The 25,652-nt window shown below is 42.7% G+C and carries 22 protein-coding genes, 2 pseudogenes and 1 other annotated feature; of the genes and pseudogenes, 18 read left to right on the forward strand and 6 right to left on the reverse strand.

The window, feature by feature from the left end; all coding sequences use genetic code 11:
* The first annotated feature begins 377 nt into the window (after positions 1–377).
* Positions 378–604 (forward strand) — a binding site (T-box leader).
* Between the two features lie 42 nt (positions 605–646).
* Positions 647–1,900 carry a tyrosine--tRNA ligase gene (gene tyrS / locus NXZ84_RS00785; protein WP_258838401.1) on the forward strand — a complete coding sequence of 418 codons (1,254 nt, stop codon included), beginning with the start codon at positions 647–649 and terminating at the stop codon, positions 1,898–1,900.
* A gap of 90 nt (positions 1,901–1,990) precedes the next feature.
* Here the strand turns inward: tyrS and NXZ84_RS00790 are convergent, their stop codons facing one another.
* The 4 genes from NXZ84_RS00790 to NXZ84_RS00805 form a co-directional block, all read right to left on the reverse strand.
* A complete protein-coding gene (locus NXZ84_RS00790) occupies positions 1,991–3,523 on the reverse strand; it encodes an aldehyde dehydrogenase family protein (RefSeq protein ID WP_258838402.1) in 1,533 nt (510 codons plus the stop codon).
* Positions 3,524–3,678: 155 nt separating this feature from the next.
* Entirely contained in the window at positions 3,679–4,278 is a 600-nt protein-coding gene (rpsD, locus tag NXZ84_RS00795) for a 30S ribosomal protein S4 (protein ID WP_258838403.1), read from the reverse strand.
* A gap of 229 nt (positions 4,279–4,507) precedes the next feature.
* Positions 4,508–5,182: a tRNA (guanosine(46)-N7)-methyltransferase TrmB gene (gene trmB / locus NXZ84_RS00800; RefSeq protein WP_258838404.1), complete on the reverse strand. Its 675-nt coding sequence runs from the start codon at positions 5,180–5,182 to the stop codon at positions 4,508–4,510.
* A 63-nt stretch (positions 5,183–5,245) separates the two neighbouring features.
* On the reverse strand, positions 5,246–5,824 hold the full coding sequence (locus NXZ84_RS00805) for a GNAT family N-acetyltransferase (protein ID WP_258838405.1): 579 nt from the start codon (positions 5,822–5,824) through the stop codon (positions 5,246–5,248).
* Positions 5,825–6,009: 185 nt separating this feature from the next.
* Between NXZ84_RS00805 and NXZ84_RS00810 the strand changes: the two genes are divergently transcribed.
* The 4 genes from NXZ84_RS00810 (at position 6,010) to NXZ84_RS00825 (ending at position 12,344) form a co-directional block, all read left to right on the forward strand.
* On the forward strand, positions 6,010–7,224 hold the full coding sequence (locus NXZ84_RS00810) for a hypothetical protein (RefSeq protein ID WP_258838406.1): 1,215 nt from the start codon (positions 6,010–6,012) through the stop codon (positions 7,222–7,224).
* A gap of 420 nt (positions 7,225–7,644) precedes the next feature.
* A complete protein-coding gene (locus NXZ84_RS00815; RefSeq protein WP_258838407.1) occupies positions 7,645–8,349 on the forward strand; it encodes a hypothetical protein in 705 nt (234 codons plus the stop codon).
* 85 nt (positions 8,350–8,434) lie between these two features.
* On the forward strand, positions 8,435–9,712 hold the full coding sequence (locus tag NXZ84_RS00820; protein WP_258838408.1) for a glycosyltransferase family 4 protein: 1,278 nt from the start codon (positions 8,435–8,437) through the stop codon (positions 9,710–9,712).
* 271 nt (positions 9,713–9,983) lie between these two features.
* Positions 9,984–12,344, forward strand: a complete 2,361-nt coding sequence (locus NXZ84_RS00825) for a sugar phosphate nucleotidyltransferase (RefSeq protein WP_258838409.1) — start codon at positions 9,984–9,986, stop codon at positions 12,342–12,344.
* 17 nt (positions 12,345–12,361) lie between these two features.
* On the opposite strand, the gene NXZ84_RS00830 is transcribed toward NXZ84_RS00825, so the two are convergent.
* Positions 12,362–13,873 (reverse strand): MDR family MFS transporter, encoded by a 1,512-nt coding sequence (locus NXZ84_RS00830; RefSeq protein ID WP_258838410.1) that lies wholly within the window; start codon positions 13,871–13,873, stop codon positions 12,362–12,364.
* Between the two features lie 1,255 nt (positions 13,874–15,128).
* On the opposite strand from NXZ84_RS00830, the pseudogene NXZ84_RS15160 reads away from it, so the two are divergent.
* From NXZ84_RS15160 to NXZ84_RS00865, 9 genes and pseudogenes are all read left to right on the forward strand, one after another.
* Positions 15,129–15,257, forward strand: a pseudogene (locus NXZ84_RS15160) (IS3 family transposase); the annotation flags it as partial.
* A 340-nt stretch (positions 15,258–15,597) separates the two neighbouring features.
* Positions 15,598–15,753 (forward strand): annotated as a pseudogene (locus NXZ84_RS15165) (IS3 family transposase); the annotation flags it as partial.
* A gap of 468 nt (positions 15,754–16,221) precedes the next feature.
* Complete coding sequence (locus NXZ84_RS00835; protein ID WP_258838411.1) at positions 16,222–17,970, forward strand: DNRLRE domain-containing protein; 1,749 nt, start codon at positions 16,222–16,224, stop codon at positions 17,968–17,970.
* A gap of 16 nt (positions 17,971–17,986) precedes the next feature.
* Entirely contained in the window at positions 17,987–18,838 is an 852-nt protein-coding gene (locus tag NXZ84_RS00840) for a hypothetical protein (protein WP_258838412.1), read from the forward strand.
* A gap of 87 nt (positions 18,839–18,925) precedes the next feature.
* On the forward strand, positions 18,926–19,471 hold the full coding sequence (locus NXZ84_RS00845; protein ID WP_258838413.1) for a hypothetical protein: 546 nt from the start codon (positions 18,926–18,928) through the stop codon (positions 19,469–19,471).
* Positions 19,472–19,611: 140 nt separating this feature from the next.
* Complete coding sequence (locus NXZ84_RS00850; RefSeq protein WP_258838414.1) at positions 19,612–19,992, forward strand: hypothetical protein; 381 nt, start codon at positions 19,612–19,614, stop codon at positions 19,990–19,992.
* Positions 19,993–20,027: 35 nt separating this feature from the next.
* Positions 20,028–20,681: a class I SAM-dependent methyltransferase gene (locus NXZ84_RS00855; protein WP_258838415.1), complete on the forward strand. Its 654-nt coding sequence runs from the start codon at positions 20,028–20,030 to the stop codon at positions 20,679–20,681.
* 44 nt (positions 20,682–20,725) lie between these two features.
* Entirely contained in the window at positions 20,726–21,316 is a 591-nt protein-coding gene (locus tag NXZ84_RS00860; RefSeq protein ID WP_258838416.1) for a PaaI family thioesterase, read from the forward strand.
* A gap of 7 nt (positions 21,317–21,323) precedes the next feature.
* Positions 21,324–21,749 carry an NUDIX domain-containing protein gene (locus NXZ84_RS00865; protein WP_258838417.1) on the forward strand — a complete coding sequence of 142 codons (426 nt, stop codon included), beginning with the start codon at positions 21,324–21,326 and terminating at the stop codon, positions 21,747–21,749.
* A gap of 69 nt (positions 21,750–21,818) precedes the next feature.
* Here the strand turns inward: NXZ84_RS00865 and NXZ84_RS00870 are convergent, their stop codons facing one another.
* A complete protein-coding gene (locus NXZ84_RS00870; protein ID WP_258838418.1) occupies positions 21,819–22,307 on the reverse strand; it encodes a GAF domain-containing protein in 489 nt (162 codons plus the stop codon).
* Positions 22,308–22,439: 132 nt separating this feature from the next.
* Between NXZ84_RS00870 and NXZ84_RS00875 the strand changes: the two genes are divergently transcribed.
* From NXZ84_RS00875 to NXZ84_RS00890, 4 genes are all read left to right on the forward strand, one after another.
* A complete protein-coding gene (locus NXZ84_RS00875; protein WP_258838419.1) occupies positions 22,440–23,558 on the forward strand; it encodes an aminopeptidase in 1,119 nt (372 codons plus the stop codon).
* 129 nt (positions 23,559–23,687) lie between these two features.
* A complete protein-coding gene (locus tag NXZ84_RS00880; protein WP_258838420.1) occupies positions 23,688–23,951 on the forward strand; it encodes an AbrB/MazE/SpoVT family DNA-binding domain-containing protein in 264 nt (87 codons plus the stop codon).
* 152 nt (positions 23,952–24,103) lie between these two features.
* On the forward strand, positions 24,104–25,156 hold the full coding sequence (locus NXZ84_RS00885) for a M42 family metallopeptidase (RefSeq protein ID WP_258838421.1): 1,053 nt from the start codon (positions 24,104–24,106) through the stop codon (positions 25,154–25,156).
* A gap of 11 nt (positions 25,157–25,167) precedes the next feature.
* Positions 25,168–25,641 carry a PaaI family thioesterase gene (locus NXZ84_RS00890; protein WP_258838422.1) on the forward strand — a complete coding sequence of 158 codons (474 nt, stop codon included), beginning with the start codon at positions 25,168–25,170 and terminating at the stop codon, positions 25,639–25,641.
* Positions 25,642–25,652 lie beyond the last annotated feature (11 nt).

Below are 25,652 nucleotides of genomic sequence, written 5' to 3' on the forward strand. Positions count from 1 at the left end.
AAAATGGGCAGGACGGAATGAGCGGGTATGCTACCCCCTCGGATGGATCGGTATCTAGGCGTTATGATTCTTACATGGGTTAGTTCAGATCACAATTCGATGACAAGATGAAATTAAAGTACATAGCATCGATCTCTTTTTTGTTTACAATACATATGCAATATTGGTTTGATATATGGAAACGAATGATGAACATTCTTTCAAGCTGAAAGGGGTGAGAAGAGTCTGTCTGTGTAAATGTATATGCACAGGCGCCCAATCTTTTCATCAGTGTTGCTAAGTTTCTCTTTTAGCTTGATCTATAATGGCTATCTGAGGTAATATTATATCATATATGGGGGGAAACTTGGCGTATGTTTCACCACTAAAAGGAACAAATTTTTGCGAGGAACAGGCGAAGTAGACGTTATCTTAGTCTTTTTAAGAGAGCTGGTGGGTGGTGCGAACCAGTAAGGCGATAGCGATCGAATTACACCTGGGAGCAATTCATATATTGCACTGGTTGCACTGTATGAACGGGAGCCAATCCCGTTATCCGATGAGTGAAAAACAGGATCACCCTGTTTTTAATAAAGGTGGTATCGCGGGTAGCCTCGTCCTTTCTAGGAGGGGCTATTTTTATATATTTGAGATGAGGTGGAGCACGATGAGTGAGAAGGTAGTACGTCCAGAGATGGAGCAGGAGATTAATCGTCAATTAAATATTTTACAGAGGGGTACAGCTGAAATTATCCCTGTGGAGGAGCTGAAAACGAAGATTCAGCGCTCCTTGGAGACAGGCGAACCGCTAAAAGCAAAGTTGGGACTGGATCCGACAGCACCCGATCTGCATATTGGGCATACTGTCGTTCTAAATAAACTTCGCCAGTTTCAAGAGCTAGGGCATGTTGTTCAACTTGTCATCGGTGATTTTACTGGACGTGTTGGGGATCCGACCGGGAAGTCGGAAACACGCAAGCAACTGACAGAAGAAGAAGTTGCTAATAATGCGAAAACGTATACGGAACAACTTTTTAAAATCCTTGATAAGAAGAAGACAGAGATTCACTTTAATAGCTCCTGGCTGTCTCCACTTACTTTTAGCGATGTCGTTACCCTATCAGCCAGCACCACGGTAGCCCGGATGTTGGAGCGTGACGATTTCTCGAAACGGTATAAGTCAGGACAAGCGATCAGTATCCATGAGTTCTTCTATCCATTGATGCAAGGATATGATTCTGTTGCACTCTGCAGCGATGTTGAGCTTGGAGGGACGGATCAAACTTTCAATCTTTTGATGGGGCGGCAATTGCAGAAAGAGTATGGACAAGCGCAACAAGTAATAATGACGTTGCCGTTGCTAGAAGGGCTGGATGGCGAGAAGAAGATGAGTAAAAGCTTAGGTAACTATATCGGAATAGCAGAAGCACCAGAGGAGATATATGGGAAGGCAATGTCTATTCCGGATGAGCTGATGGTGAAGTATTATGAGCTGACGACCGATTTGCCGTTGACAGAGGTAGATCGTTTACGTGCTGGGTTAAAAGACGGTTCCGTTCACCCTCGTGATGCTAAGATGGGACTCGCTCGTGCCTTAGTTCGCATGTACCACGGAGCAGAAGCGGCGCAAGGGGCAGAAAATCGCTTTAAAACTATTTTCCAAAAAGGTGCGTTGCCGGATCAAATTGATGAAGTAGTCGTCACCGCAGGGCAATTGGTTCATGGGAAGATATGGGTTGTGCAACTCCTTTCCAACTTAGGCTTAGTAGCTTCCAATGGAGATGCGCGTCGCATGATAAAACAAGGAGCAGTAAAGATTCAGCAGGAGAAAGTAGTAGATGATAATGCCCAAGTTGAAGTGGTGGATCAGATGGTTGTACAAGTAGGAAAGCGGAAGTTTGCGCGTGTGATAATGAAGTAGGTATTCGCCTGTGTTTATGATCATGAAACAGCCCGACCTGTGTAAATTCTAAAGGACGGGCTGTTTTTATAGGTGGAGGGTACGAATAGACTACTCTTGCCGGCGGAATTGTTTCCATATATTTTTTAGTTCTGTCTTTGATAAACGGAAGCGATCCCCATACATAGAACGGATGAGGGAACGGATGGCGTTTTCGGCTTCTTTGGTATAGGGATACCAGTGAAGTTCGCGTTTTTTTGTTCCTTTGTTCACCATTACAGAGGTAGTATGACAGAAGGCATACAACCCTTCAGGTCCGTGATAACGACCGATACCGCTATGTTTCACCCCACCAAACGGCATGTGTGGATTGGCAAATGGAACGATTACATTATTGATACCAACACTACCACATTCTAATTGATTGGAGATGCGGTGAGCTTTATTTAAGTCTTTTGTCCATACACTGGCACTAAGTCCATAAGTAGAATGATTGGCAAGTTGAATCGCTTGTTCCTCTGTATGGAAGGGCATCATAACGATAACGGGACCAAATGTTTCCTCGGTGGCAATTTTCATCGTATCATCTACATCGACGATGACGGTTGGTTCAAAGTAGAGTGAACCCGGTTCTGTTCGTTTGCCCCCACATAGAATGGTTGCCCCTTTCTCGACAGCATCGCGAATCTGTTCTTCTACAATCTCTACTTGCCGAGGATCGGTCATGGAGCCGATATCGCCTTCATGTCCATTGTAGAATTGAAGTTCTTCTGCTTGTTCGCGCAAGCGCGTGGCAACTGCACCATAAATTTCGAACTGGACATAAAGTCGCTCTACACTGATGCACGTTTGACCTGCATTGGTTAGTCCGCCCCAGAGAGCTCCGTTGATCGCACGGTTGAGATCAGCGTCAGCAAAGACAATCATGGGATCTTTTCCGCCTAATTCCATGGAGACGGGAATGAGATGTTCGGCGGCATGTGCCATAATTTTTTTGCCGGTGGCGACACTGCCAGTAAAAAAGATTTTATCTGGAAGCGATTCGATTAAGTGTTGTCCTACGCTTTTTCCACCGTGGATTACTTGCACAACATGTCTTGGCAACCCGCTTGAGGCTAATGCTTCCTCCATGAGTACGCCGGTTAGTGGAGTAACTTCAGATGGTTTTAACAGTACGGTGTTTCCAGCGAGTAAAGCGGAGACGACTGGGACGAGTGAGAGTTGTAAGGGATAATTCCATGGAGAGATGACAGCGACTGCCCCCATCGGGCGGTATTGTACTTCTGAACGATGCCCAAAAAGTGCAAGGGGGGTGCGTACCTTCCTTGTTTTTAAGATAGAGGGCGCTTCTTTCTCATAGTATTTAAGGAATTCTACACTTGCATATACTTCAGTCATCAGCGCCTCTACACGTGTTTTTCCTGTATCAGCTACAATTTTATCAGCGATCTCTTCAGCGTGTTGTACCAGATAGATCCGTAGCTGCTTAATGTACTCGATACGCTCGGTAAGAGGTGTTTGTCGCCAAGCGGGGAAAGCATTGCGTGCGTGACGCATCGCTTCGTGAACTTCAACCTCTGTCTTTTCGTGTAATTGTCCAATTACTTCACCTGTTGCAGGATTACTCATTTGAATGGTCCCCATAAGCATGTACCTCCTCTATTCCGCTTGTTTTCCCCATTGTATCATAGAGAAAACCTATAAAGTGATGAATGTGCCCTCGCCTAAAAAATAAATCAGCTAGGAGAAGGAGAGCAATAGGCATAGAAAAAACCATCCCTAGGGATGGTTTTTTATCATTAACGAGAGTAGTATTCTACGATCATACGCTCGTTGATTTCAGCAGGTAGTTCAGAACGCTCAGGTAGACGGCTGAAGGTGCCTTCTAGCTTGTTCGCATCGAATTGGAGGTATTCTGGTAGGAATGAACGCTCCTCAACAGCTTCTTTCGCTACTTGCAGATTTTGGCTTTTTTCACGCAAACCAATCACATCGCCAGGCTTTACTTGGAACGCTGGACGGTCTACTTTTTGGCCATTTACGGTGATATGACCATGAACAACGATTTGGCGTGCTTGTGGGCGGGTACGTGCCAAGCCCATGCGGTAGACTAAGTTGTCTAGACGGGATTCAAGCAGAACCATGAAGTTCTCACCATGAACACCTTTCATCTTACCAGCGCGATCAAATAACTTACGGAATTGCTTTTCGTTCAATCCGTACATGAAACGCAGCTTTTGTTTTTCTTGTAATTGAAGCCCATATTCGCTCAGCTTACGGCGCTGGTTGGGACCATGCTGTCCCGGTGCGTAAGGGCGCTTCATTTCTTTACCTGTTCCCGATAGGGAGATTCCGAGGCGTCGGCTGATTTTCCAACGCGGTCCAGTATAACGTGCCATATTTTCTTGCTCCTCTCATCATTTGCAGTTTGCACAAATGACAGGATCCGGTCAGTGCTAGCGCGCGAAAATTACAGGGCGTACTCCGGATAGCGGCGAAATACGTTGTACCTGCTCTTAAAAAGAGCGAGGGCGGGCTAGTGAGGGTGATTCCATCACCTATCGTTTGTTGCTATCCTCAATTAGTTGAGCCTACAAACAATAATTATGTCGCAAAAAGGGCGCGATGTCAAGGTGATGTAAGAGATTCTGTGTGAGAGGGGGGTGCGGCAATCACACGGTAGATTGGCATTCCCTGTGAGGAGAACTTCTCCTCATACTCGGTAGTTATATTGTCGTTTGCAGCACTACTGTGATGTAGATCTTCATACTTTTCAACGATATGGTAGCCGCTCACCTCCAGTTCTTCTAAGGTGAAGAAGTAAAGATCGCGGTTATCTGTCTTTAATGAAAGTCGACCCGTCGGATGGAGGAGTCGGGCGTACACCTCAAGGAAATGACGGTGGGATAAGCGACGTCGCGCATGTCTAGATTTTGGCCAGGGATCGCTAAAATGGAGATAAAATTGTGCTACTTCCTGTTCTGCAAACACATCGTTTAAATGATTGATGTCCATCCAAATAAAGTGGAGATTAGTCGGAGTTTCTTCCCCTTCAGTCGCTTTTTTAATGGCTTGTACGAGCGGTTCTTCGATCCGTTCGATTCCGAGCCAGTTGATATGCGGATGAGTTTGACTAGCTTGAGCAAGAAACTGCCCTTTTCCCGTGCCCAGTTCTACATGGAGAGGCGCATTTTGCGGGAAGAGAGAAGAAGACCACTTGCCTTTATATATTTGTGGTTCATTTATTACGAGTGGGTGTTCGTTTAGGATTTCCTTTGCTTTCGGATTTCTTCGTAGACGCATGGTGCTCCCCTTTTTTGTCCTATTGTATCATTAAAGCGAAGAAGATACATGTAGACTTCTGTGCTACATTAAGGGAGGAAGAGATAGAGTAGCAGCGGGATCAGTGTTATCCTGTTTAGGAAGACGTTCGAGTTCGTCCCATCGGGTGTAGGTTAATCCGTAGATGAGTAAATCGTGAAAACGGCCGTTCATATAGATCGCTTCACACAGTCGACCTTCGTAACAGAACCCGACCTTTTGTGGAATGCGCTGACTCCGTTGATTGGCTGGAGTACAGCGAATCTCTAAGCGGTTAAGCTTCAGATCTTGAAACAGATAAGCGATGAGCCGTCGTACAGCTAGTTCCATATAGCCTTTACCGGACATCTCTTTAGCAACCCAATATCCGATCTCGGCGACGCGGTGGATGGCGTGAAGTCGTTCTATTGTGACGGAACCGATCAATTGCTGATCCAACCAAATACCAAAATGAAACTCCTGTTTGCTCGCTGCAATAAGTGAACGTTGAATATATGATTGGATATCATGAAGTGAATTTGTGTTTTTTATCCAGGGCAACCATGGAGAAAGGTGGGTGCGATTGGTCTCAATCAGTCTGAATAAGTCTGAAGCATGATCAGGAGTCCATTGAATTAACTGCATATGAGTGTTGATGGGAACGGTATGAATTGTCATCTACTCCTTATTCGTGCGATAACGAATGAAGTGGTGTAAATATCTTTTTGTATTGTTTGATGAATCCGCTCTCTTTAGTCGAAAATAGCAGAAACCAACTCGGTATAAAATGTGGGAGAACCAGGTAGATATAAAACAATGATTTCGTTAAAATGGAAGAAAGAGACGGTTATGAGGTGACCAGATTGCGCCTATGGAAGAGCCTCGTGTTAGGAGTATGCTTTGTCTTAACACTAATGGGGTGCCAAGCACTAGCGAAAGATGATCCATCTAAAGAGGTAAAAAAAGCGAGTGAAGAAGAGAGCGAGAAGGTTAAAGTATTTTCTCCTTACCAGGAACAGACGGTTCCACAACTCGTCGAGTTGGTCAGTCGTGAAGGGTTTCTTGCCTATGCGGACAAGAAGCCGTATCTACTAGGTTATAGCTACGATGGAGTATATTTGGCTTCCATCGTACATGCAAAAGAAGAAGAAGCTTATCGGTTGGATATCCATCATACAGGATTGAATAAAGTTATTGCTTCCATATATATTCCTTCTTATACTTCACTTCAGTATGAAGAGGGGCATCAGGAGCAGATTGAAGCGGCGCAGCAGATGATCGATATGGGATTTCGAATTAAAGTTCCAGTACAACCCCAGTGGATCAAAATGAATCAATCTATTCCCCTTGTGACGGCTCCAGGTGGGGGAGAAGAGTTGACAGTGGAGAGGGACGAGAGATATTTTGCTCTCTGGATGGATGAAGTGAGCAGTGACGAGCGGCGCAAATTACATGAATGGTCAGTTGGAGGAGAAGCCGTAGTTGGTGAAGAAGCACTGCTCACATCCTATACGGCACAGAAGGAAAAATGGACAATATTGGTGCCTTTGTGGAGTGAGACGGGTGGTATTAAGCTTCATACCTATACATTCGATTTAAAAACCGTGCGTACAGTGCACTCGGAAAAAAAGTTGCAGGAGCAGATAGACTTACAGATGCAAAGGAAGGGAAAGGTGATTTACCGCGGCCCCTTACGAGCTGAAAGTAAGCATTATTCCTCTCTTATTGCAGTGGCGGAGGAATTGGAACAAGGACAGGAGACGAAAATGATCGCATATCAGGGTGAAGTCAGAGAAGTGATTCTACTCGGTGCTGAAGGGAAAGTGTTGTTTAAAGGGAAACGGAATAGGATTGGTAGTGAGGAGAACGAAGTAGAGCCTACTTATGACTGGGAGACCTCTTATTACGTTTCGTTAATACGCACAGAAGATTCAGGTCCGGTAGAGCAACTGGTGATTGATCGCCTGAATGGTAAGGGTGATGTTGTGAAGACATATGAATGGTATTGGGATACGGATAAGATGGAATTTAAGCAAAAGAATTGAACAGACTAGGCAAAACTGGTGCTATGTAGCTACCAGTTTTTTTGTGTAAACTAGTAAACTATGATAAAAAAGCGAGTTTATCAGCTTGTTTTTCTTTCTTTGATGAAAGCGCATATACAGGATATTCTTCATATTCATAAGATAATTATTGCATGAAACCATTTTATGCAATATTTAAAATAGAAGGGAGTGGCAAGATGAACCGCAATTATAGACACAATGTAAGGGATTTACTCTCATGTAGATTTCGTGGCCAGGTGATGTGGCTTCAAGTTCAAGTGCAGCGTGGTGGTAAAGTTCGAACGATCAATGTTCCATTTCGACGTTCGAATGCGAAACAGGTCCTTGCCAGACTCGGGGTTCCGGTTTAATGACGTTAGCTATATAATTACAAAAATTCAGATGAATGGAGGTTAAGGTATGCCTACAGAGCCCAATAAAGTATATCTTACAGTAACAGATGATCAAACTGTACGTGCACATTGGCATGTTTCACAATCGAAGCAAAAGATGGTCGATTCATATTTTGGGGAAGCGGTGTCAAAAGCACTTAGAGGTGTACGATTATTCCGCCTGTATGAAAGTGAAGAAGTGAAAGTGGCAGATTATCGAGATGCGTTTGTTAAGGGGGAGGTGGATTCTTGCACGATTCGCAATGTAGCTCCCGGGCAGTATAAAGCACAATTTGGCCTCTTTCAAAACGGGCACTTTTTTCCACTAGCACATTCGGAGCGGGTAACCGTGTCAAAAAGAGAGGACAGAGTAGAACGTGAAGAGCAAGTGAGAGCAGCTCATGTTCCTCCTATTCCTACTTTTTATAATAGACTCAGTAGAGGTCCTTTACCGGGATTTGCAGGTCCTGAACCGTTTCCGACTGTTTATGAAAGATTTGGTGCAGGTCCTGGTCCAGTTCCAACATCCTATAGTGTTTCTCCGTATTCCGCATCCAGTTATTTCGTTGTATCTAATTATGCTCTTCCGTTTGCACCATCTGCGTATCCGGTTAGCATAGTCACTTATAGCTTCCCAACTAACCTAGTGTGTGAGTCCTATGCGCCGCTAACTGTTTCAGGTTACAGTGCTTCAGGTAATCTTGTTTTTGGAGTTACTTCGTACGGTCGTTAGTTAAATTTAGTTTTTCGTACTCGCATATGCGAGTACGAAACATTTATTAAGTGGGGAATTCAGTGAAGAAGGGTGTGAGGCAAGAGTGGAAGAGAGACAATCGGATCAAGCGGATGACACGCAACAGACAGAGCTACTCTCACAGAAACAACCGCTCCGTTTACTTATACTTAGTTGGGAATATCCACCGCGGGTTGTGGGGGGATTGGCGACAGCTGTTTGTGGCTTAGCAGAGGGATTGGTGCATCATCAGGTTGAGGTGCATGTGGTGACAAGTATGGCAGAAAATGCGCCCTCGTACGAGTTAAGAAATGGTGTTCATGTGCACCGACTCTCCAGCTTATTTGCAAACCATGCAGGTAATATGTACGATTGGATTTTTCATTTAAATTTGGACATGGTGGAGGAAGTAGATAGGCTGGTGGAAGAGGGTCTTCGCTTTGATGTCATGCACACTCATGATTGGTTGGTTAATTATGCGGGGGAAAGCTTACGTGAACGCTACTCCTTTCCGATGGTGACCACCTTCCATCAGGTTCAAGCATTACGAAACCGTGCGGCAGGAGTTCCAGAACATGATGCAGGACATCAGAGTGAGTTGAAGATGGTGCAAATTGGTGACCACTTTATTGCGGTTAGTCAAGCAATTTCGCATGAATTAAATGAAATATTGCACATTTCCCCCGATAAAAAGGTAACGGTCATCCCTAACGGAGTCCCTTTACCCGAGGAAGGACACGTAACAGCAGAAGAATTGAAACAATTACGCGCGTCATATTCCAAACCGGAAGAGAAACTTATTTTCTTTGTAGGTAGATTAGTGATTGAGAAAGGAATTCATTTACTATTGCAAGCTCTACCCGCCGTAATCGAGCAAGAGCCCAATGTGAAATTGCTGATTGCAGGGGAGGGTTATTACGACAAAGAACTACACGCTTTGCGTGATCGCCTGGGTTTACAGGAAAAAGTAGAATTTCTCGGCTTTATTAAAGATGAACTTCGCGATCAAATTTACCGTATCGCTGACCTCTGTGTCTTCCCTAGCAAGTTCGAGCCGTTTGGCATTGTAGCGTTAGAAGCGCTCGCACACCAAACACCTGTGATTGTCTCCGATTCAGGAGGGTTAAAAGAAGTGATTACTGATCGACAAAATGGAGTGTTGGTTCCGTACAATCGTATTGATCTATTGCAGGAAAGTATCATTTGGGCACTGCGCCACCCGCGTGAGATGAAACAAATGGCGTTAAACGGGTATCAAGAGCTGTCACACCGCTATAATTGGGTACAGATTGCAAAAGAGACCTTGGCAGTATATGAACAAGTGATTTCAGAAAAAAAGGGGGGCGGTAGCCTAGTGCGATAGGGGATAAGGAGAAGAGAGTGTTGGATGACGTCTCATGGTAATGGAATTAGAGAAAGTATTCCTGCTCGCTGGATCACTCTCTTTTGTACGGTCCTTCATGTAGGGGTCAGGAGAGCAGGGAGTTGGCTTCTATTTACGCAAGCTAGGAGTCTCTCTATGGTTGTACCAGTACTAGGAGAAGGGGCATGATTTCCTTAGCATATGTACATTTTTCTTCCTTACTGAGGATAGTAGGGTCATGGAAATCGGTGGAACAAAGGAGGGAGTATAGTTGAAAGCGGTTATTTTAGCAGGGGGGCGGGGCATGCGGTTACGACCACTAACCTCTCATCTCCCTAAGCCGATGGTGCCGTTACTTAATCGTCCCTGTATGGAGTACATTTTAGTGCTACTCAAACAGCACGGTATTACCGATATTGTGGTAGCGGTATCTTATCTGGCAGAACAGATTAAAAAATATTTTCAAGATGGTTCTAAGTGGGGAGTCTCTCTTACGTATGTAGAGGAAGAGCATCCGCTAGGTACAGCAGGAGGAGTAAAGAATTGTTGCACATGTTTGGATGAAACGGTGCTTGTGATCAGTGGTGATGCGTTAACGGATATCAACCTGACTGAGGCGATCGCATTTCATGAGGAGAAGCAATCAAGAGCAACGATTTTACTTAGTTGTGTTAAAAATCCATTGCCTTTTGGTGTTGTAATGTGTGATCACGAAGGGCGAGTTGAGCGTTTTATTGAAAAGCCAGGTTGGTCGCAAGTATTAAGTAATAGGGTGAATACCGGGATATATATTATTGAAGCACGCCTTCTGCAGCAGTTATTAGAGGATGGAGAAGCATACTTTGAAAAAGATATTTTTCCGGTTATGTTAGAGCGTCGCTTACCGCTTTATGGATTTCTAACGACAGGGTATTGGTGCGATGTCGGCTCCTTCCAAGCATATCATCAAGCTCAAGTAGATATGATGGAGCGACAAGTGCGGTTAAAACTTGACGGTGATGAATCTGTGTCAGTACCAGGGATATTTATCGAGCAAGGTGCAAAAATTGATCCGTCTGCAACCCTTATTCCTCCAGTCTATATAGGAGCAAATAGTGTGATCGCAGCAGGCGCAACAGTAGGTGCAGGCACAGTGCTTGGTTCTGAAGTCCATCTTGCGCCTAATACAAAGATTAAAGAAAGTATTTTATGGGGCCATACTCATGTGGAAAAAGAGTCTCGTATAGAAAAGGCTATGCTGGGTCGTCAGGTATATGTGGGTCAGGAGTGTACCATTGAACAAGGTTGCGTTATAGGAGACCGTGTTCGCATAGGCTCTCGGGTTTGTATGGGTAACGGAAAGAGAATCATAGCCAATGCAAACTTGACCCTACAGGGGCAAATAGAAAATCAGGATGAGGCTTGGGGAAGGCATACTCTCTTCTATAAAAATAAAGTACGAATCCCTCTCCCTAATACTACACCCGCGCTCATGTTTCGATTAGCTCGGGCGTTTACTTCTGTCGTATCCAAAGCAGGCGAAGTGGTGATTTCTTCATGTACACATCCGTTAGCACAACTACTAAAGCAAACCTTGACCGTAGGTTTATGTAGTGAGGGTGTAAATGTAGTAGATTGCGGTGAGCTCACTTTTCCATTAGCGCGTTTTGCTGTCCAAAATGTGAGGGGTAGTGGAGGAGTTCATCTGGTTATCGGTGCCGGAGAGATGGTGCTACAATTTATAGACAATCAAGGATTGCCTCTCGCGCAAGAGAGAGAGAGGAAGATGGAGTGGGCATACCAATTAGGGGAAGACGAATGGTCCCCCAGCCAAGTAGGTAGAGTACGTTTTCACTCTAAAGTGGTGGAAAACTATCGACAACAATTTATTATAGAAAGTAACTTTGCGCCTTTAAGACGGGAGGGACGGCTGGCACAAGATTTTTTCACCTCTCTTTGCTGTAGGTGGGTTGCTATAGTACGGCAAGCGGCAAATACGCCCCAGCGGGTACAGATAGGAGATAAAGGGGAAGAATCTCTTCTTTTTTCCACTGATGAGGGAGGAGAGTGTTTAACCTTATACGATGGGCACGGGCACCCATTGACGCAAGAGCAATTATTTTTTCTTTATGTAGCAGCACTCTCCACTAAACAAAAAGCGACTAGCTTACCGTGGAGTGCACCGACAGCATTAGAAGAGGTCGCTCGTGTGCATGCACTTCCTTTGGAATGGACTTCGCTTATGCCACGTGCCGTGTTAGAGGCGAGTCAGTACTCGTTTCATCCTGTTTATGATGCATTAAGCGCACTCGTGATCGTAGCCGATTATGTAGGACGTTTAGGAATGAGGTGGAAAGAAATTGTGAGTAGTCTTCCCTCTTACCATATGGTAAGGGGAGCACACCCTGTTCCCCGTCCATTGTTGGCGCACGGGATGACGGAGCTGATCGCTCAAGCGAAGGGGAAAAAGAAGCAGCTGCGTGATGGGATGAAAGTGTATGAAGAGGGAGGCTGGGTGCTCATATATCCCGATGGGTACCATCATCAGATGTGTCTTATCGTCCATGGCAAGAGCGAGTCTGATGCCCAGCACTTGTATGCCACTTATATAGAACAGGTGAAGCGATGCATGAAAAAGGAAACGCTTGATTAGCGCTTCCTTTTCTTTTGTTACTCTTTAACAGCAAAAGATTGCGCACTCCCTTTGGGGACGAGCCAGAAGGCAACGATAAGAGCGAGTAGCGTAAAAAAGCTGGCTGTAAGAAAGGTTGTATCGAGTGCTTGTGCCAAAAAGGAAGGAGCAAGATCAGCCACTGTTTGTGGAAGAGCCGCCAGCCCTTCAGGGGTCGTTATTCCCTCCGCCTGCCTTAATTGTCCGATCGTTTCTTGGCTTAATTCATTTTGATGTGAGTAAATATATTGTTCGATCTCTTCTTTCATACGGAACGTCATTACAGCTCCCAGGATGGAAACCCCAATCGTTCCCCCCATCGAGCGCGAAAACATTTGTGAAGAGGTGGCAGCGCCTCGTTCATTTGTTTGAACGGCATTTTGAACCGCAATAATATATGCTGTCATCGACAAACCAAGTCCAAAGCCGAGGATCAGCATAGCGACCAGTACCCAAGGATAAGCAGTGTGTGCATTCATCTGTAAGATCAGCACAGCAGCACCCGTTACCATTAGTACACCGAGGATAATAGGGGGACGATACCCTGACCGTAGTACCCAGCGACCACAAATGACGGAGGCAACACTCCACCCAACAACTTGTGGGGTGATTGCAAGACCTGCTAGCGTGGGAGATTTCCCAAGCACACCTTGAACAAAAAGAGGAACGAATGAAATAGCACCGAACATTCCCATCCCGGTTAAAAAAGCACTTAAGTTGCTAGAAGCGATCATCCGGTTCTTAAAGAGAGTGATGGGCAGGAATGGATGCTCTACTCTTCGCTCCCACAAGATAAACATTACTAGTAAGATGAGAGCCAATATTAGTAAGCCCCATGCGGGTAAATAGAAGAATCCCTTTTCTCCCAGTACGAGGGTGGTAAAAAGAAAGGTAATGGCGGTGAAGGATAATAGCGTCGCTCCAGTATAATCGATTCGCTCAAAAGAACGCTCTTCTTTTCGAGGCAGATACAGAGCGATAATCGCAATAATGATTAAGCCAAGAGGGAGGTTAAACCAAAAGAGCCAGCGCCATGAAAAGTGCTGGACTGTCCATCCTCCAAGGAAAGGTCCCATAATCGCTGCTAAGCCCCACACAGAGGAGAACCATCCCTGGATCTTCGCTCTTACTTCAAAGGGAAAAATATCACCAATAATCGTAATGGCAATGGGTAGCACTCCTCCTGCCCCTAACCCTTGTAAAGCACGAAAGAAGACCAGTTGTGACATGGACTGTGCCAACCCACACAAAGCGGAACCAGTAATAAATAGGAGAATGGCAATAATAAACACAGGCTTACGCCCATATAGGTCAGCCAACTTTCCATAGATAGGAACAGTCGTTGTATTGGCAAGCATATAAGCAGAAAAGACCCAACTATAAAGAGAAATTCCCCCTAATTGCCCCACAACTGTCGGCATCGCCGCATTTACAATCGTCACTTCAATCGCTGAGATAAACATCGCCAACATCAAGGCAGTGGTAATGATTGTTCTTCTCTTCTGCTCCATCTCCCATTCTCCTTCTCTACATCTAAAACGTAATATTTCCATCCTACCCTATCTCTTACGATTTGCGAAGGGGGGAGGGCAATATTACTATAGGAAGGGCAGCTTAGTTAAAGTGATGATGGATTGTCAACAGTAAACTAGACAGATTTTTTAAGAAGATCGGTTTGCACTCTACTGGTGTTAAATAATAGAAAGTACTGTGGATTCGAATATTATTAACCAATTTAATTGGGCAGTTGTAAATTCTGTCTTGATCAGCTTGATTATTGCTTCCGTTATTGCAATTGCCATAAGGGACTCGCCGAATCTTAAAGGCTTCAAGAGTTTCGTCGCCGCTTATCTCTAAGCTCATTCCTTCGGTCAGTATAAAATATTTCAATTTTCGATAGGTCTTACTGAATGGAAGTGTATTAGCTGAGTATTCTTCTTAGATCCTGTAGTATACCCATTGATCTCAGGATTGAAGAGATCGACAAAAACAAAAATATGCTGCCGCTTTTGCTGATCACGCACATAAGTTAAATCGCTTATAACTACTTTTAACTCTCTTGATAGTGATGGCTCACTTTTCTCATAGTGAGACGAACCTGGTATTTTGTAGGAGGTTGCATATTGCTAATACCGGGGATTTGAGATGGTTAATTCGGGTCAACTTTACCTGTGTCCCATGGTCAGCGTGGCTTGATATGATCCCCTTATAGTGGATAGAGAAAAGAAACCATTTTAATCTGTTAACTATGGAGGGGACCTTTCTATGGGGAGAAAAAATAGGACGTACGAAGTAAGCTATAAAAGGGACTCAGTTGAGATGTATTTTAAGAGAAAAATGGGCTATTGAACAAGCGCTGAAAGGTAAGGAATCGATACAAAAACCTTTCGATTATTGGTAAAGCCATTTAAGGAAGAAGGGATAGTAGGATTAGAAGAACTGCGGGGCAAAACAAAAGGAAATGGCAAATGAAGACCAAGAAAATGATCCGAAGATCCAGAGACAGAAATTCAACGACTGCGGGCGGAGAACGAAATGCTAAAAAAGCCCTTAAAAAGTGACAGAAAGAAGTCCCCTATTATCGCACAAAATATTTCGTCATAAAAGAAATGTCGAAGACCTATAAACTGAGGTTGTGGTGGGACATTGCGGAAAGATTCCCGAGTGGTTATTATCAGTGGTGAATAAGAAAGGTTTCACTTTCAAATAAGCAGTTAGAGGATGAACAATTAAAGGTGAGGATGAAGGAATGTCACACGAAAATCCAATGGGATATATGGATACAGGAGAGTCAAGGCTTGGTTACAACGGACGTATCTACACAAGCTCAATCATAAATGGGTGCAACGCTTGATGAGAGAGGTGGGCATGGAAGCAGTTATTTGCAAGAAATGACCCTGTTATGGAAAAAGAGAAGCCTATTTCATCTCTAAAAATCATTTAGATCGTGAGATTTTGGCTTCAAAGCCAAATGAGAAATTGTGTAACCGCTTCAACTATCTAATATTCAATGGACAAAAGCTTTATTTATCTACCGTTAGGATTCATACAACAACGAGATTTTTTCTTATCAATACCATTAATAGCAAGAGAGAAACGAGAGATTAGTGACGTTCTATTACATAGCGATCAAGAATTTCAATATACCTCTCGTCAATACAACTATTTTCTAGAAAAAGTACAATATTCGAGCTAGTATGTCGAGAGAAGGTTGAATTGAGAGTTTTTTAGTCACTTTAAATCTGAATGCTTTCACCTTCATCGTTTTCGTACTGCTGACGAAGTGAGGCATGCTGTTCACCAATACATTCACTTTTATAACCAGGAACGTTTTCAAAAGAAATTAAACAACTTACTGATAAGGATCAGAGTGTTGCGTAAGGATTTTTAATTCCTGTCTACTTGACAGAGATTACTTCAATTAGACGTTGATTTTTTTCTTAGCAGGATCTCAGTAGTTCGGCTATCCTTTTCTTTGATTGAATCACTACTCTGATTTTGTCTTGCTCCACTTGTCATAGACGGATGCTGTCAGCTCATATCGATGTAATTTTTCACGCCTTTCTATATCTGTGCAGTTGCAACATTTGCTATCTGAAATTATGAGTAACGTACGTCGCTTTCTTTTCGTCATGACCGGTTCGCCATTCTTCAGTGATTGAACTTAGTTTATCTTAGTTGGTTTTTATGTCCAATATACTGTATTACATTCTATTTTATAATAGAATAATTCTATATATCTATTGTTATATATAAATATTAATGATAGTATATATAATTGCGACTACATTTTATTGATCATTTTTTCTTCTAGATCCTTTTTTTTGATCCATATCATTTTATTAGGGGAGTTTTAATTATGAAGAAATGGAAAATATTATTATTTTTTATACTCATGTTTGCTCTGATTTTCACACCTATTATCACTCAATCGATTGGAGAATCATATGCTGAAAATGTAAATAGAGTTGAAGTGAGCAACCATGTGGATAGAGAGAAAGACTACAAGGAGGTAAAAGAGTTACGATCAGCAAATTCTAAGACTTTCCTTAAACCTGATGGTAAGTCATACGTATTAGAACAATATATTGAGCCAGTACATTTCAAGAAGAATGGTAAATGGATAGAGATAGACAATAACTTAAAAAGAGTAAAGACTAAATCAAACAATAAATTGAATAAATCATTTAAAAACAAAAATTCTGACTCAATCAAGACGGCTTTCAAGAACAAGGCTAATCAGTTTCAGGTGAATTTCGCGGAAAGTACTGATGTGCAAAGTATTGTTAGTTTCGGATATAAAGACGTAGAGATTGATTTTCAACTCGTAGATGGAAAGAAAGTTTTTGCTGAACTAGATAGAAATAAGGTTACCTACCCAAATATATATCCAAATACTGATTTGGTGTACCATGTTAGTAATACAGGTTTAAAAGAAGAATGGGTTTTACATGAATATAATGGAAAGAATATATATTCTATGAAATTAGATCTTCAAAGTGCCACACCTTTAGAGGGGGAAGATGGATCGATCAAAATTAAGGATAAACACAGTAAAGATATAATTGTTCTTCCAAAACCACTAATGGTGGATTCAAATGACTCTGCTTCTTATGATATAAATATGGAGCTCCGCACTGATGGTGGGAATACTTATTTAGATCTTGTTGCAGATGCAAAATGGTTAAGTGACCCCGAAAGAAAATTTCCTATAAGAATAGACCCTACAGTAGAACTACAAGATATATCAACTACTTACGATACTTTTATCGGAAACAAGAATAAAGATACTAACTACCAACCATTTTCCTACTTAATTACTGGTAACATTGATGATTATGGAGTGACTCGTACTTTTATTGAGTTTGAACTACCGAAGTTCCCAGATGGAACAATTGTAAATAGAGCTCGACTCAGTTTAAATCAATATAAAACTGAAGAGATGGAGCAAGTTGATTTGTTCCCTGTTACGTCTAGTTGGTATAGTGGTACGTTAACGTGGAATAATCAGCCTTCTGTAGGTAATAGAACAGCTTCCTCGTATGTAAGTGGTCCTGGTGAATACTCTTGGGACATGACAGATATAGTAAAAAATTGGATAAAAGGCGATGTAGAAAATAACGGAATAAGCCTACGTCATCATAATGAAAGTAATAATCGTAAATCTTATCGCTCGAGTGATTATGTTATTGATGAAACCAAAAGACCTAAACTTGAGATCGAATATAAAGTGATACCTGAAGAAGAAAAACTCAGTGGAACTGATCCATTGAATAAAGGTTGCACTAAAGATGCGATTATTGCTAATAGATCAAATATATACAACGATGATACAAATAAAAAGATGGGTGAGCTTCAATTACGTTATAGCCCTAAATGTAAAACTGCTTGGGGGAGAGTAGTTCCAGTTAACAATACTGATGCGGGTACATTGATAGTTAAGGTAGTTAGAAATGATGGTGAATACCTTGAAGCAATGGCAAATCCTACTTTCTCTACGTTATGGACTTTCCAGATAAACGATCAAGATTATACATCCTACGCGGAAGCAGCTTTCTATGATTACGATGGAAAAAAGATTGGTTCAGCAAAGACTAGTTCATACTAAAAGGGAGTGAATATATTTGCTAAAGAAATTGGGATTACTCTCGATTGTTACTATTATTATTTTCTCGACAATATTATCTGGTGGTAGTATGGCTACACCCGGAAAATCTAGAATTGGTGACCCTAATGCTAGTGAGTACACAGAATCAAAGTTAGATTCAATATTGATAGAAAAACTTAATTTCCCGGAAGACGAATTATTTTTGATGCCTAAATCCATAAAAGTTAGAACCGTTGAGCAAGGTGGGATATATGTAGCATCTGAGTCAAAGAGTTTATATCGCAATAACAAAGGTGAATTAGTAAGTGGAATTGATGGAAGCAATTTACCTATTTCGATTTTAGGAACAATACCAGAAAAAGAGATGCAAATGTGGGGGACAGTAGTAAAATTGGAATCTAAGAATGGGTACGCTAGATATGAATTACACGGTGTTACTAAATGGTTGAAAACAACCTTCTTTAATTGGACTGATAAACAGGCACTGGCTTTTGATGGTCAATTCCAGTTGGATGTAGAAACAAATGGTTTTATGGATTGCAGTCACCACATAGATAAGAATTTCGTTTTGGATAGTTGGTCTGAAGTTGATAAATGTGGTGGTAGACCTGGCAATATTGATTCAACTAAAGGAGCCGTTTGGAATGTGGATGTGTTATCTGGGATGGCAAATGCAACATATACGGTATTGATAATGCAAACTAAGAAAAAGCAAACCAAAGAGACGCCGAGTCAAGCAACGGTAGGATATGTCCACGATAAATCTGGGTTTGGCGTTGAAGCTAATCTAGGGGTTGGATCAATTTCATTTAGTGGTTTTAGTAATGATACAGCTTCGTTCCCTATTTTATTCAATGTAACCCCTTAATTCTTTTAATTATAAATGGGTAAGATTTATATGATATCCTAAAGGGGAGATCCTAGTCTTCCCTCTAGGATTTAAGGGTGATAGAGATTGCGTATTAAAATATTTGTTGTTTCTCTCTTAGTTTTTCTGGGGTGTTGCTCATATCCATATTCGTCATTGCACGATGCTATACAAAGTGAATGGGATTATCCGATTAAGATAATGAAAGTGGATGAAGTGAAGAATATTGTGGTTTTTTTGAATGGAGAAAATTTGTATGTATTTAACAAGTTCGTGGAAGAAAATAAGCTATATAAGTATTCAAATGAAGGGGAAAATGGATTTAGACTTCAAAATATCGGATCTGACTCTGTTTTCTTGAGAATATTTAATGATGATAAAGTAGGGAATGTGGTATGGGGAGTTTCGAGAGATAGAGAAGCTGATAGAGTGGTGGTGATATTTGAAAATAAGTTAAATCCCAGTAAAGTGTATGAGATTGATGACATTCTAGAGAACAATGTGTTTGTAGGGTATCCCGAAAAAGATTTTTTTGAAAATCAAGTAGAAGTGCATGATGAGTGGAATGTTATTATTAAAGTATACGATGATGATGATAATATTATAACTGAAGTTAATAATGTATGGTTTTAGTTTAAAAACCGATAGATTGTAAAGCCGATAGATTGTAAACAGTAAACCAAACAATTTTTAAGGTGTCTCTGTGTACACAATCGTTTGTTATAACTGAATTCGAATTCATAGTTGACTGGATTATCTCAGTTCTCAACAGTTTGAGCATCAAGATCCCTGGTGTAGCGAGTGTGGATGATGAACCGGCGTCTGTTGCTGATCTTTATACAGAGGAGAGGATAGGTACCTTGGCCGTAGCGGCTACTCTACCTCAATACAGGGGCTGGGGGTGTCACCTTGCTCTGACGGAAAAACGTATGCTAGATGCTCTGCATGCAGGATGTGATCTCATAGAGGGACAAGCTGTCTTTGGAAGAACGAGTCAGAAAAATATGCAAAAATGTGGATTAGAGGTTGCTTATACAAAATCCATCTGGGGTGGGCATAAAGTGAGTTTGCTTCCACCCTTATTCATTCTAACTTGGGCAACGTACCTATTCCCTCCTTCGTATGGATATGATAAACTAATGAAATACCGATAGGTATTGTCGGATTTTTGGAGCGGAGGATGGTTATGATGTCGGGGCAACCTCGATTTAATGATATTTTTGAAGACTGGGCGGAAAAATATGATCAGGAGATCAGTGGAGGTAATCCACAGTATGAAGAAGTATTCGCTGGGTATGCCACGATCTTAGAGACGGTAGTCGATTCGCTTGAGGCTCCTCGAGGCGGAACGGTGATGGAGATTGGCGTAGGAACAGGCAATCTGTCACAAGTGATCCTTAATAAAGGTTTTCAAGTTATAGGGGTAGAGCCATCTACTCAGATGCAAAAGCTAGCGGCACAAAAAGTGCCTGCGATGGATTTGCGCGCGGGTCATTTCTTAGATCTGCCGGATACCACTCCATTGGACGGAATTGTAAGTACGTATGCTTTTCATCATTTGACGGATGAAGAAAAAGATGACTCTATCCGTCAGATGGCTGAGCGTTTAAAACCGAATGCAAAAATTGTATTTGCAGATACAGCTTTTCGTGATGAAGCGCACTACCTGGAGATGGTGGCAGAGGCGCGTGCAAACGGCTTTAATGACCTGGCAGACGATCTAGAGCGCGAATATTATCCTGTGCTGCCACGTCTAGAGCAGTCGTTTGAGCGCGCCGGGCTACGCGTTCAGTTTAAGGCATTAAATCGCTATGTCTGGTTGATGATTGCCAGTAAAAATTAAGAGGAATCAAAGAGGAGGGGGCGCATGGATGACGCCCCCTTTTTGTGCTACCGACAAGGTGGGTCGCAAAGAGTGAAAAAGTTGCGCTTCCTTCTCCAGTTCGCTATGATAACCATGTAGAAGAAGCATGGATTAAGAAAAGATGGGACGAAAATGTCATGACCTTAGAAGATTTACGTAGCGAATTACAAGATTTAACTGCAGAAGAAACAGAGACGATACACAAACTGGTGCAAGCAATGAAGCGAACACGGGAAAGTCCGTTGGCATACATTGAAGAGGTGATGCATTTTCGCTCTCTTGACTTCGATGAAACGAAGCAAGCGTATGTTCACCAGATGCAAGTGACGGATGAATTAAAGAATCGCTATCACATCCTGCACGGCGGGATTACAAGCACATTTATCGATACTGCCATGGGTTCGACCGTCTTTCAAGAGATCGGGATTGATCGACGCCTGGTAACACTGGATTTAAATATTCGTTTTTTGAGTCCAGGAATTGACGGACTTATCACGGCTTATACCAACATTATCAAAAAAGGAAATACGATTATTGTAGTGGAGACGAAAGTGGTCGATGAGCGAGATCGCCTCATCGCTTCTGCTTCAGGCACCTTTTACCGAATGGGTTGATAATGCTATGCATAAGGATTATAAAATTGCAGCCAAGGCGATAATATTTGAGCAGGAGAAAGTATTAGTACTGACGCGCTCGTTAGCTGAGCGTAGGTCGAGTGAGCACCATGGATGGGACTTTCCTGGTGGAGGACTGGAACCTTCGGAGCTTCTGATGGATGGGTTAGCACGTGAAGTGAAAGAGGAGACAGGGCTTACTGTCCGTGTAGCAGGGCCGGCTTATATTTATGATGAAGTAAAAGAAGATAAACACCTGGTAGTTATCAAATTTTCTTGCTATGAGCCGAAGGGCGATGTTCGTCTTAGTGAGGAGCATGACCGGTTTGAGTGGATTGAGATGAGTAAGTTGGATCAATCTGGTTTGCCAGAATGGATGAAAGATGAAGTGAAGCGAGCGTATGCACTTTACCGGGAAGCAGCCCTTACATAGTACGAATGAAAAAAGCATGCATCGTAAAAGACGGATTCCCGCTAAGGATTCCGTCTTTTATTTGCTTAGTTATTTCCACTCGATGTGATCAATGATAAGCTTTGCAAATTGTTCTAAGTATCGCTGGTCAAGCTCATCAAATCTGTTTTGAAGAGGGCTGTCGATATCTAGAACTCCAAGCAGTGTTCCATCTTTGATAAGTGGAATCACGATCTCTGCTTTCGTGTCGGCATCGCAGGCGATGTGGTCGGAGAATGTGGAGACATCTTGTACAACCTGGGTTTGCTGTGTACGGGCAGCGGCACCACACACCCCTTTGGTAAGGGGGATGCGAATACAAGCGGGCTTGCCCATGAATGGGCCTAACACTAACTCTTCGTCCTTATAAAGATAAAAACCAGCCCAGTTAATTTCTTCTAGGGAAAAGTAGAGGAGGGAAGCGGCATTGGCAAAGGTAGCAAGCCAATCGCGTTCGCCTGTGAACAGGGCTTCTGCTTGTTGTAATAAGTGCTCATACCGCTCCGCACGGGATCTGTCTATGGAAGTTAAGGTGTGCATGGCAATCCGTCCTTTTATATGAAAGAATTTGTTGAAACTACGAGTAGGAAGGAGGTTTACATGACTCTTTCTGTTCATGATACAATAAAGTAGATGCTTTGCAACCTGTAGAGTAAAAAAAGGAGGATACATATGCGTGATCCACGAGTAACTAAACTAGCACAAACCTTGGTTCAACATTCTGTTGAAGTAAAAAAAGGAGATAAAGTGCTGATTGATGCACAAGGGCCTTCTCAAGATTTAGCGCGGGCGCTGATTGCTGAAGTGTATGCCGCAGGTGGGTACCCTTTTTATCAGACATTTGACCATGAATTGCTACGTGCTCAACTGCTTGGCACAACGGAAGAGCACATAAAAATGCGGGCGGAAATCGAACTGCACCAGATGAAGCAAATGGACTGCTATATCGGAATTCGTGGAAACAATAATATTAATGAGTTATCTGATGTGCCAGAAGAGAAAATCCGGCTCTTTCTGGAATACTTTAACAAGCCTCTTCATTCTCAAGAAAGGGTGAACAATACTCGTTGGGTAGTACTACGTTATCCGAACTACTCGATGGCGCAACTGGCCAATATGAGTACAGAGGCATTTGAGGACTTTTATTACAAGGTATGTACGGTTGACTACAAGCGGATGGATAAGATGATGAACCCGCTTAAAGAAAGGCTAGAAAAGACGGATGAAGTGCGGATTGTCGGACCGGGAACAGATCTAACATTCTCCCTCAAAGGAATGCCAGCTATTAAATGCGCAGGAGAGAAAAATATTCCTGATGGTGAAGTTTACTCCGCTCCGGTACGCGACTCGGTCAATGGTGTCGTCACCTATAATACTCCAAGTGTATACCAAGGTACCCTGTTTGAAAATATACGCCTTGAGTTCCGCAATGGTAAAATCGTGGACGCAACGGCGAATGATACAGAACGGATCAACCAGATTCTGGATACTGATGAAGGTGCCCGTTATATTGGGGAGTTTAGCTTGGGCGTAAACCCTGATATTCATCATCCGATGAAAGACACCTTGTTTGATGAAAAGATTAACGGCAGTTTTCACTTTACCCCCGGATCAGCGTATGAAGATTGTGATAATGGCAATCGTTCTGCGGTGCATTGGGATATTGTCTGCATCCAGCGCCCCGACTATGGCGGTGGTGAAATTTACTTTGATGGTGAGTTGGTTCGCAAGGATGGACGATTTGTGGTGGCAGATCTTGAACCGCTCAATCCAGAAAATCTACGTGGCTAAAGACACAAAAAGCACAGGTTGTGATTCAACCTGTGCTTTTTGTGTCACAAATAAAGGAAATGATCCCCTCTATGCCGAAAGAATGTAAGAGCTGAGGTTGTTATCAACACTGAGAGGAGGCCAAGTAGGATGAAAGCAACAGGTATTGTGAGAAAAGTAGATGAATTAGGGCGTATAGTGTTGCCAGTTGAGCTTCGACGTACCATGGATATTGATGTCCGCGATCCAATTGAGATTTATGTAGATGGCTCCAACATTGTACTAAAAAAGTACAGTCCCTCTTGTCTATTTTGTGGGGAAGTGGAACATGTACAGCTGTACAAGGGGAAAAATGTTTGTCGTTCTTGTTTAAGCGATTTATCTTCTTCATCTTCAGGTCGATCGTGGGCGTAAACCATACTCTTGCTGGTTGAGGAAGAGCCACCTTCTTTAATGAGATCAAAGGATCAGCGGAAGCTATAGCATCTATGGCTTCTTTTCTTTGTGTAGACAGAAGTTGTATTGGTATAATGAGGAGGTGATGTAAAACAAGGAGGGAGACAACGATGAAGAGAAGTTTACAGGAGAAAGTGATAACAACTCTGCAAGAGTTAATAGAAACCCCTAGTCCTACCGGAATGACGGCGGGAGTGATCGCTTATATCAAGAAGCGATTACAGCCGTATGCTTTGAAGATGGAGCAAACCAATAAAGGGGGATTGCTCGTCACGATTCCGGGTGAAGACCAGGAGCAGTGGCGGTTTGTTACTGCTCACGTAGATACGTTAGGTGCGATGGTGAAGGAAGTAAAAACGAATGGACGGCTGGCACTTTCCAATATTGGCGGCTATTCCTGGCACTCCGTTGATGGAACCTACTGTACCGTGCATACAGATAGAGGTAAAGCGGTAAGCGGAACAATATTGGCTTCAAAAACATCGGTTCATGCATACGGAGAAGAGGCACGGACACAAAAAAGAATAGCTGAAAATATGGAGCTGCGTCTTGATGCGAAAGTAAAAAAAGCGGAAGATGTAGAAGAACTAGGGATACAAGTGGGGGATTTTGTCTCGTTCTCTCCACTGTTTGAGGCTTGTGAAACTGGTTTCATCAAGGGTCGACATATGGATGATAAAGCGAGTGCAGCCCTGTTGCTAGAATGGATCATTCAGCATACAGAAGAAGGAAAGAAACTTCCCCATACGACCCAAGTGTTTTTTAGTACGTTTGAGGAAGTAGGATTTGGAGCAAACTCAAATATTTCAGCCCGTGTTAAGGAATATCTAGCGATCGACATGGGAGTAATTGGTGATGGGCAGACAACAGATGAGTTTTGTGTTTCCATCTGCGCTAAGGATTCAAGTGGACCTTATCACGCTGAATTGCGTCAGCATCTAGTACGGTTAGCGCAACAAGAAGACTTATATTATAAGGTGGACCTGTACCCCTTTTATGGTTCAGATGCGAGTGCGGCGGTTGCTGCAGGCTATGACATCAAGCATGCACTTATTGGCCCAGGTGTGGATGCTTCCCATGCTTATGAACGCACACACAGGGAGGCACTAGTAAATACTTATCAGTTGTTAATGGCATATGTACAATCTCCAATATTATCGTAGGGGGGATCTTGTTGACGCTTCTTGAGCAGTTGGCTGAAGTGATTGAGGCTGGGAATGAAGAGGAGAAAGAGGTTCTTCAGCTGGCTTTACAAGCGATAATGCAAAAGCGTGAACGCAATAGTGCATATATCTCTGGCTTTATGGGATTAGAAGGAGAGTTTGTAGAAGAGGGTGTTTACCAATTTCGTTTGCCTATTACCCCATTTATGGTTAATCGTGCAGGGATGGTCCATGGTGGTATTAGTGCTACGCTAGTAGATTCCACCATGGGATCACTGGTAAATAAGAGTTTACCGGAGAATAAAGGGGCGGTAACAGTAGAGATGAAGGTTAATTTTCTCAAGCCGGGATGGGGAGAAGAATTAATCTGTCGTGCTTGGATTAAAAACAAGGGTAAAAAGTTAATTTCCGCTACAGCGGAAATTCGCGATGATCAAGCTCGTCTCATTGTGACGGCGATGGGTACATTTTATGTCTTAGACTGAAGGGGAACGTG

Origin of the sequence: Mechercharimyces sp. CAU 1602, from assembly GCF_024753565.1 — a bacterium.
Taxonomy (GTDB): Bacteria; Bacillota; Bacilli; order Thermoactinomycetales; family JANTPT01; genus Mechercharimyces.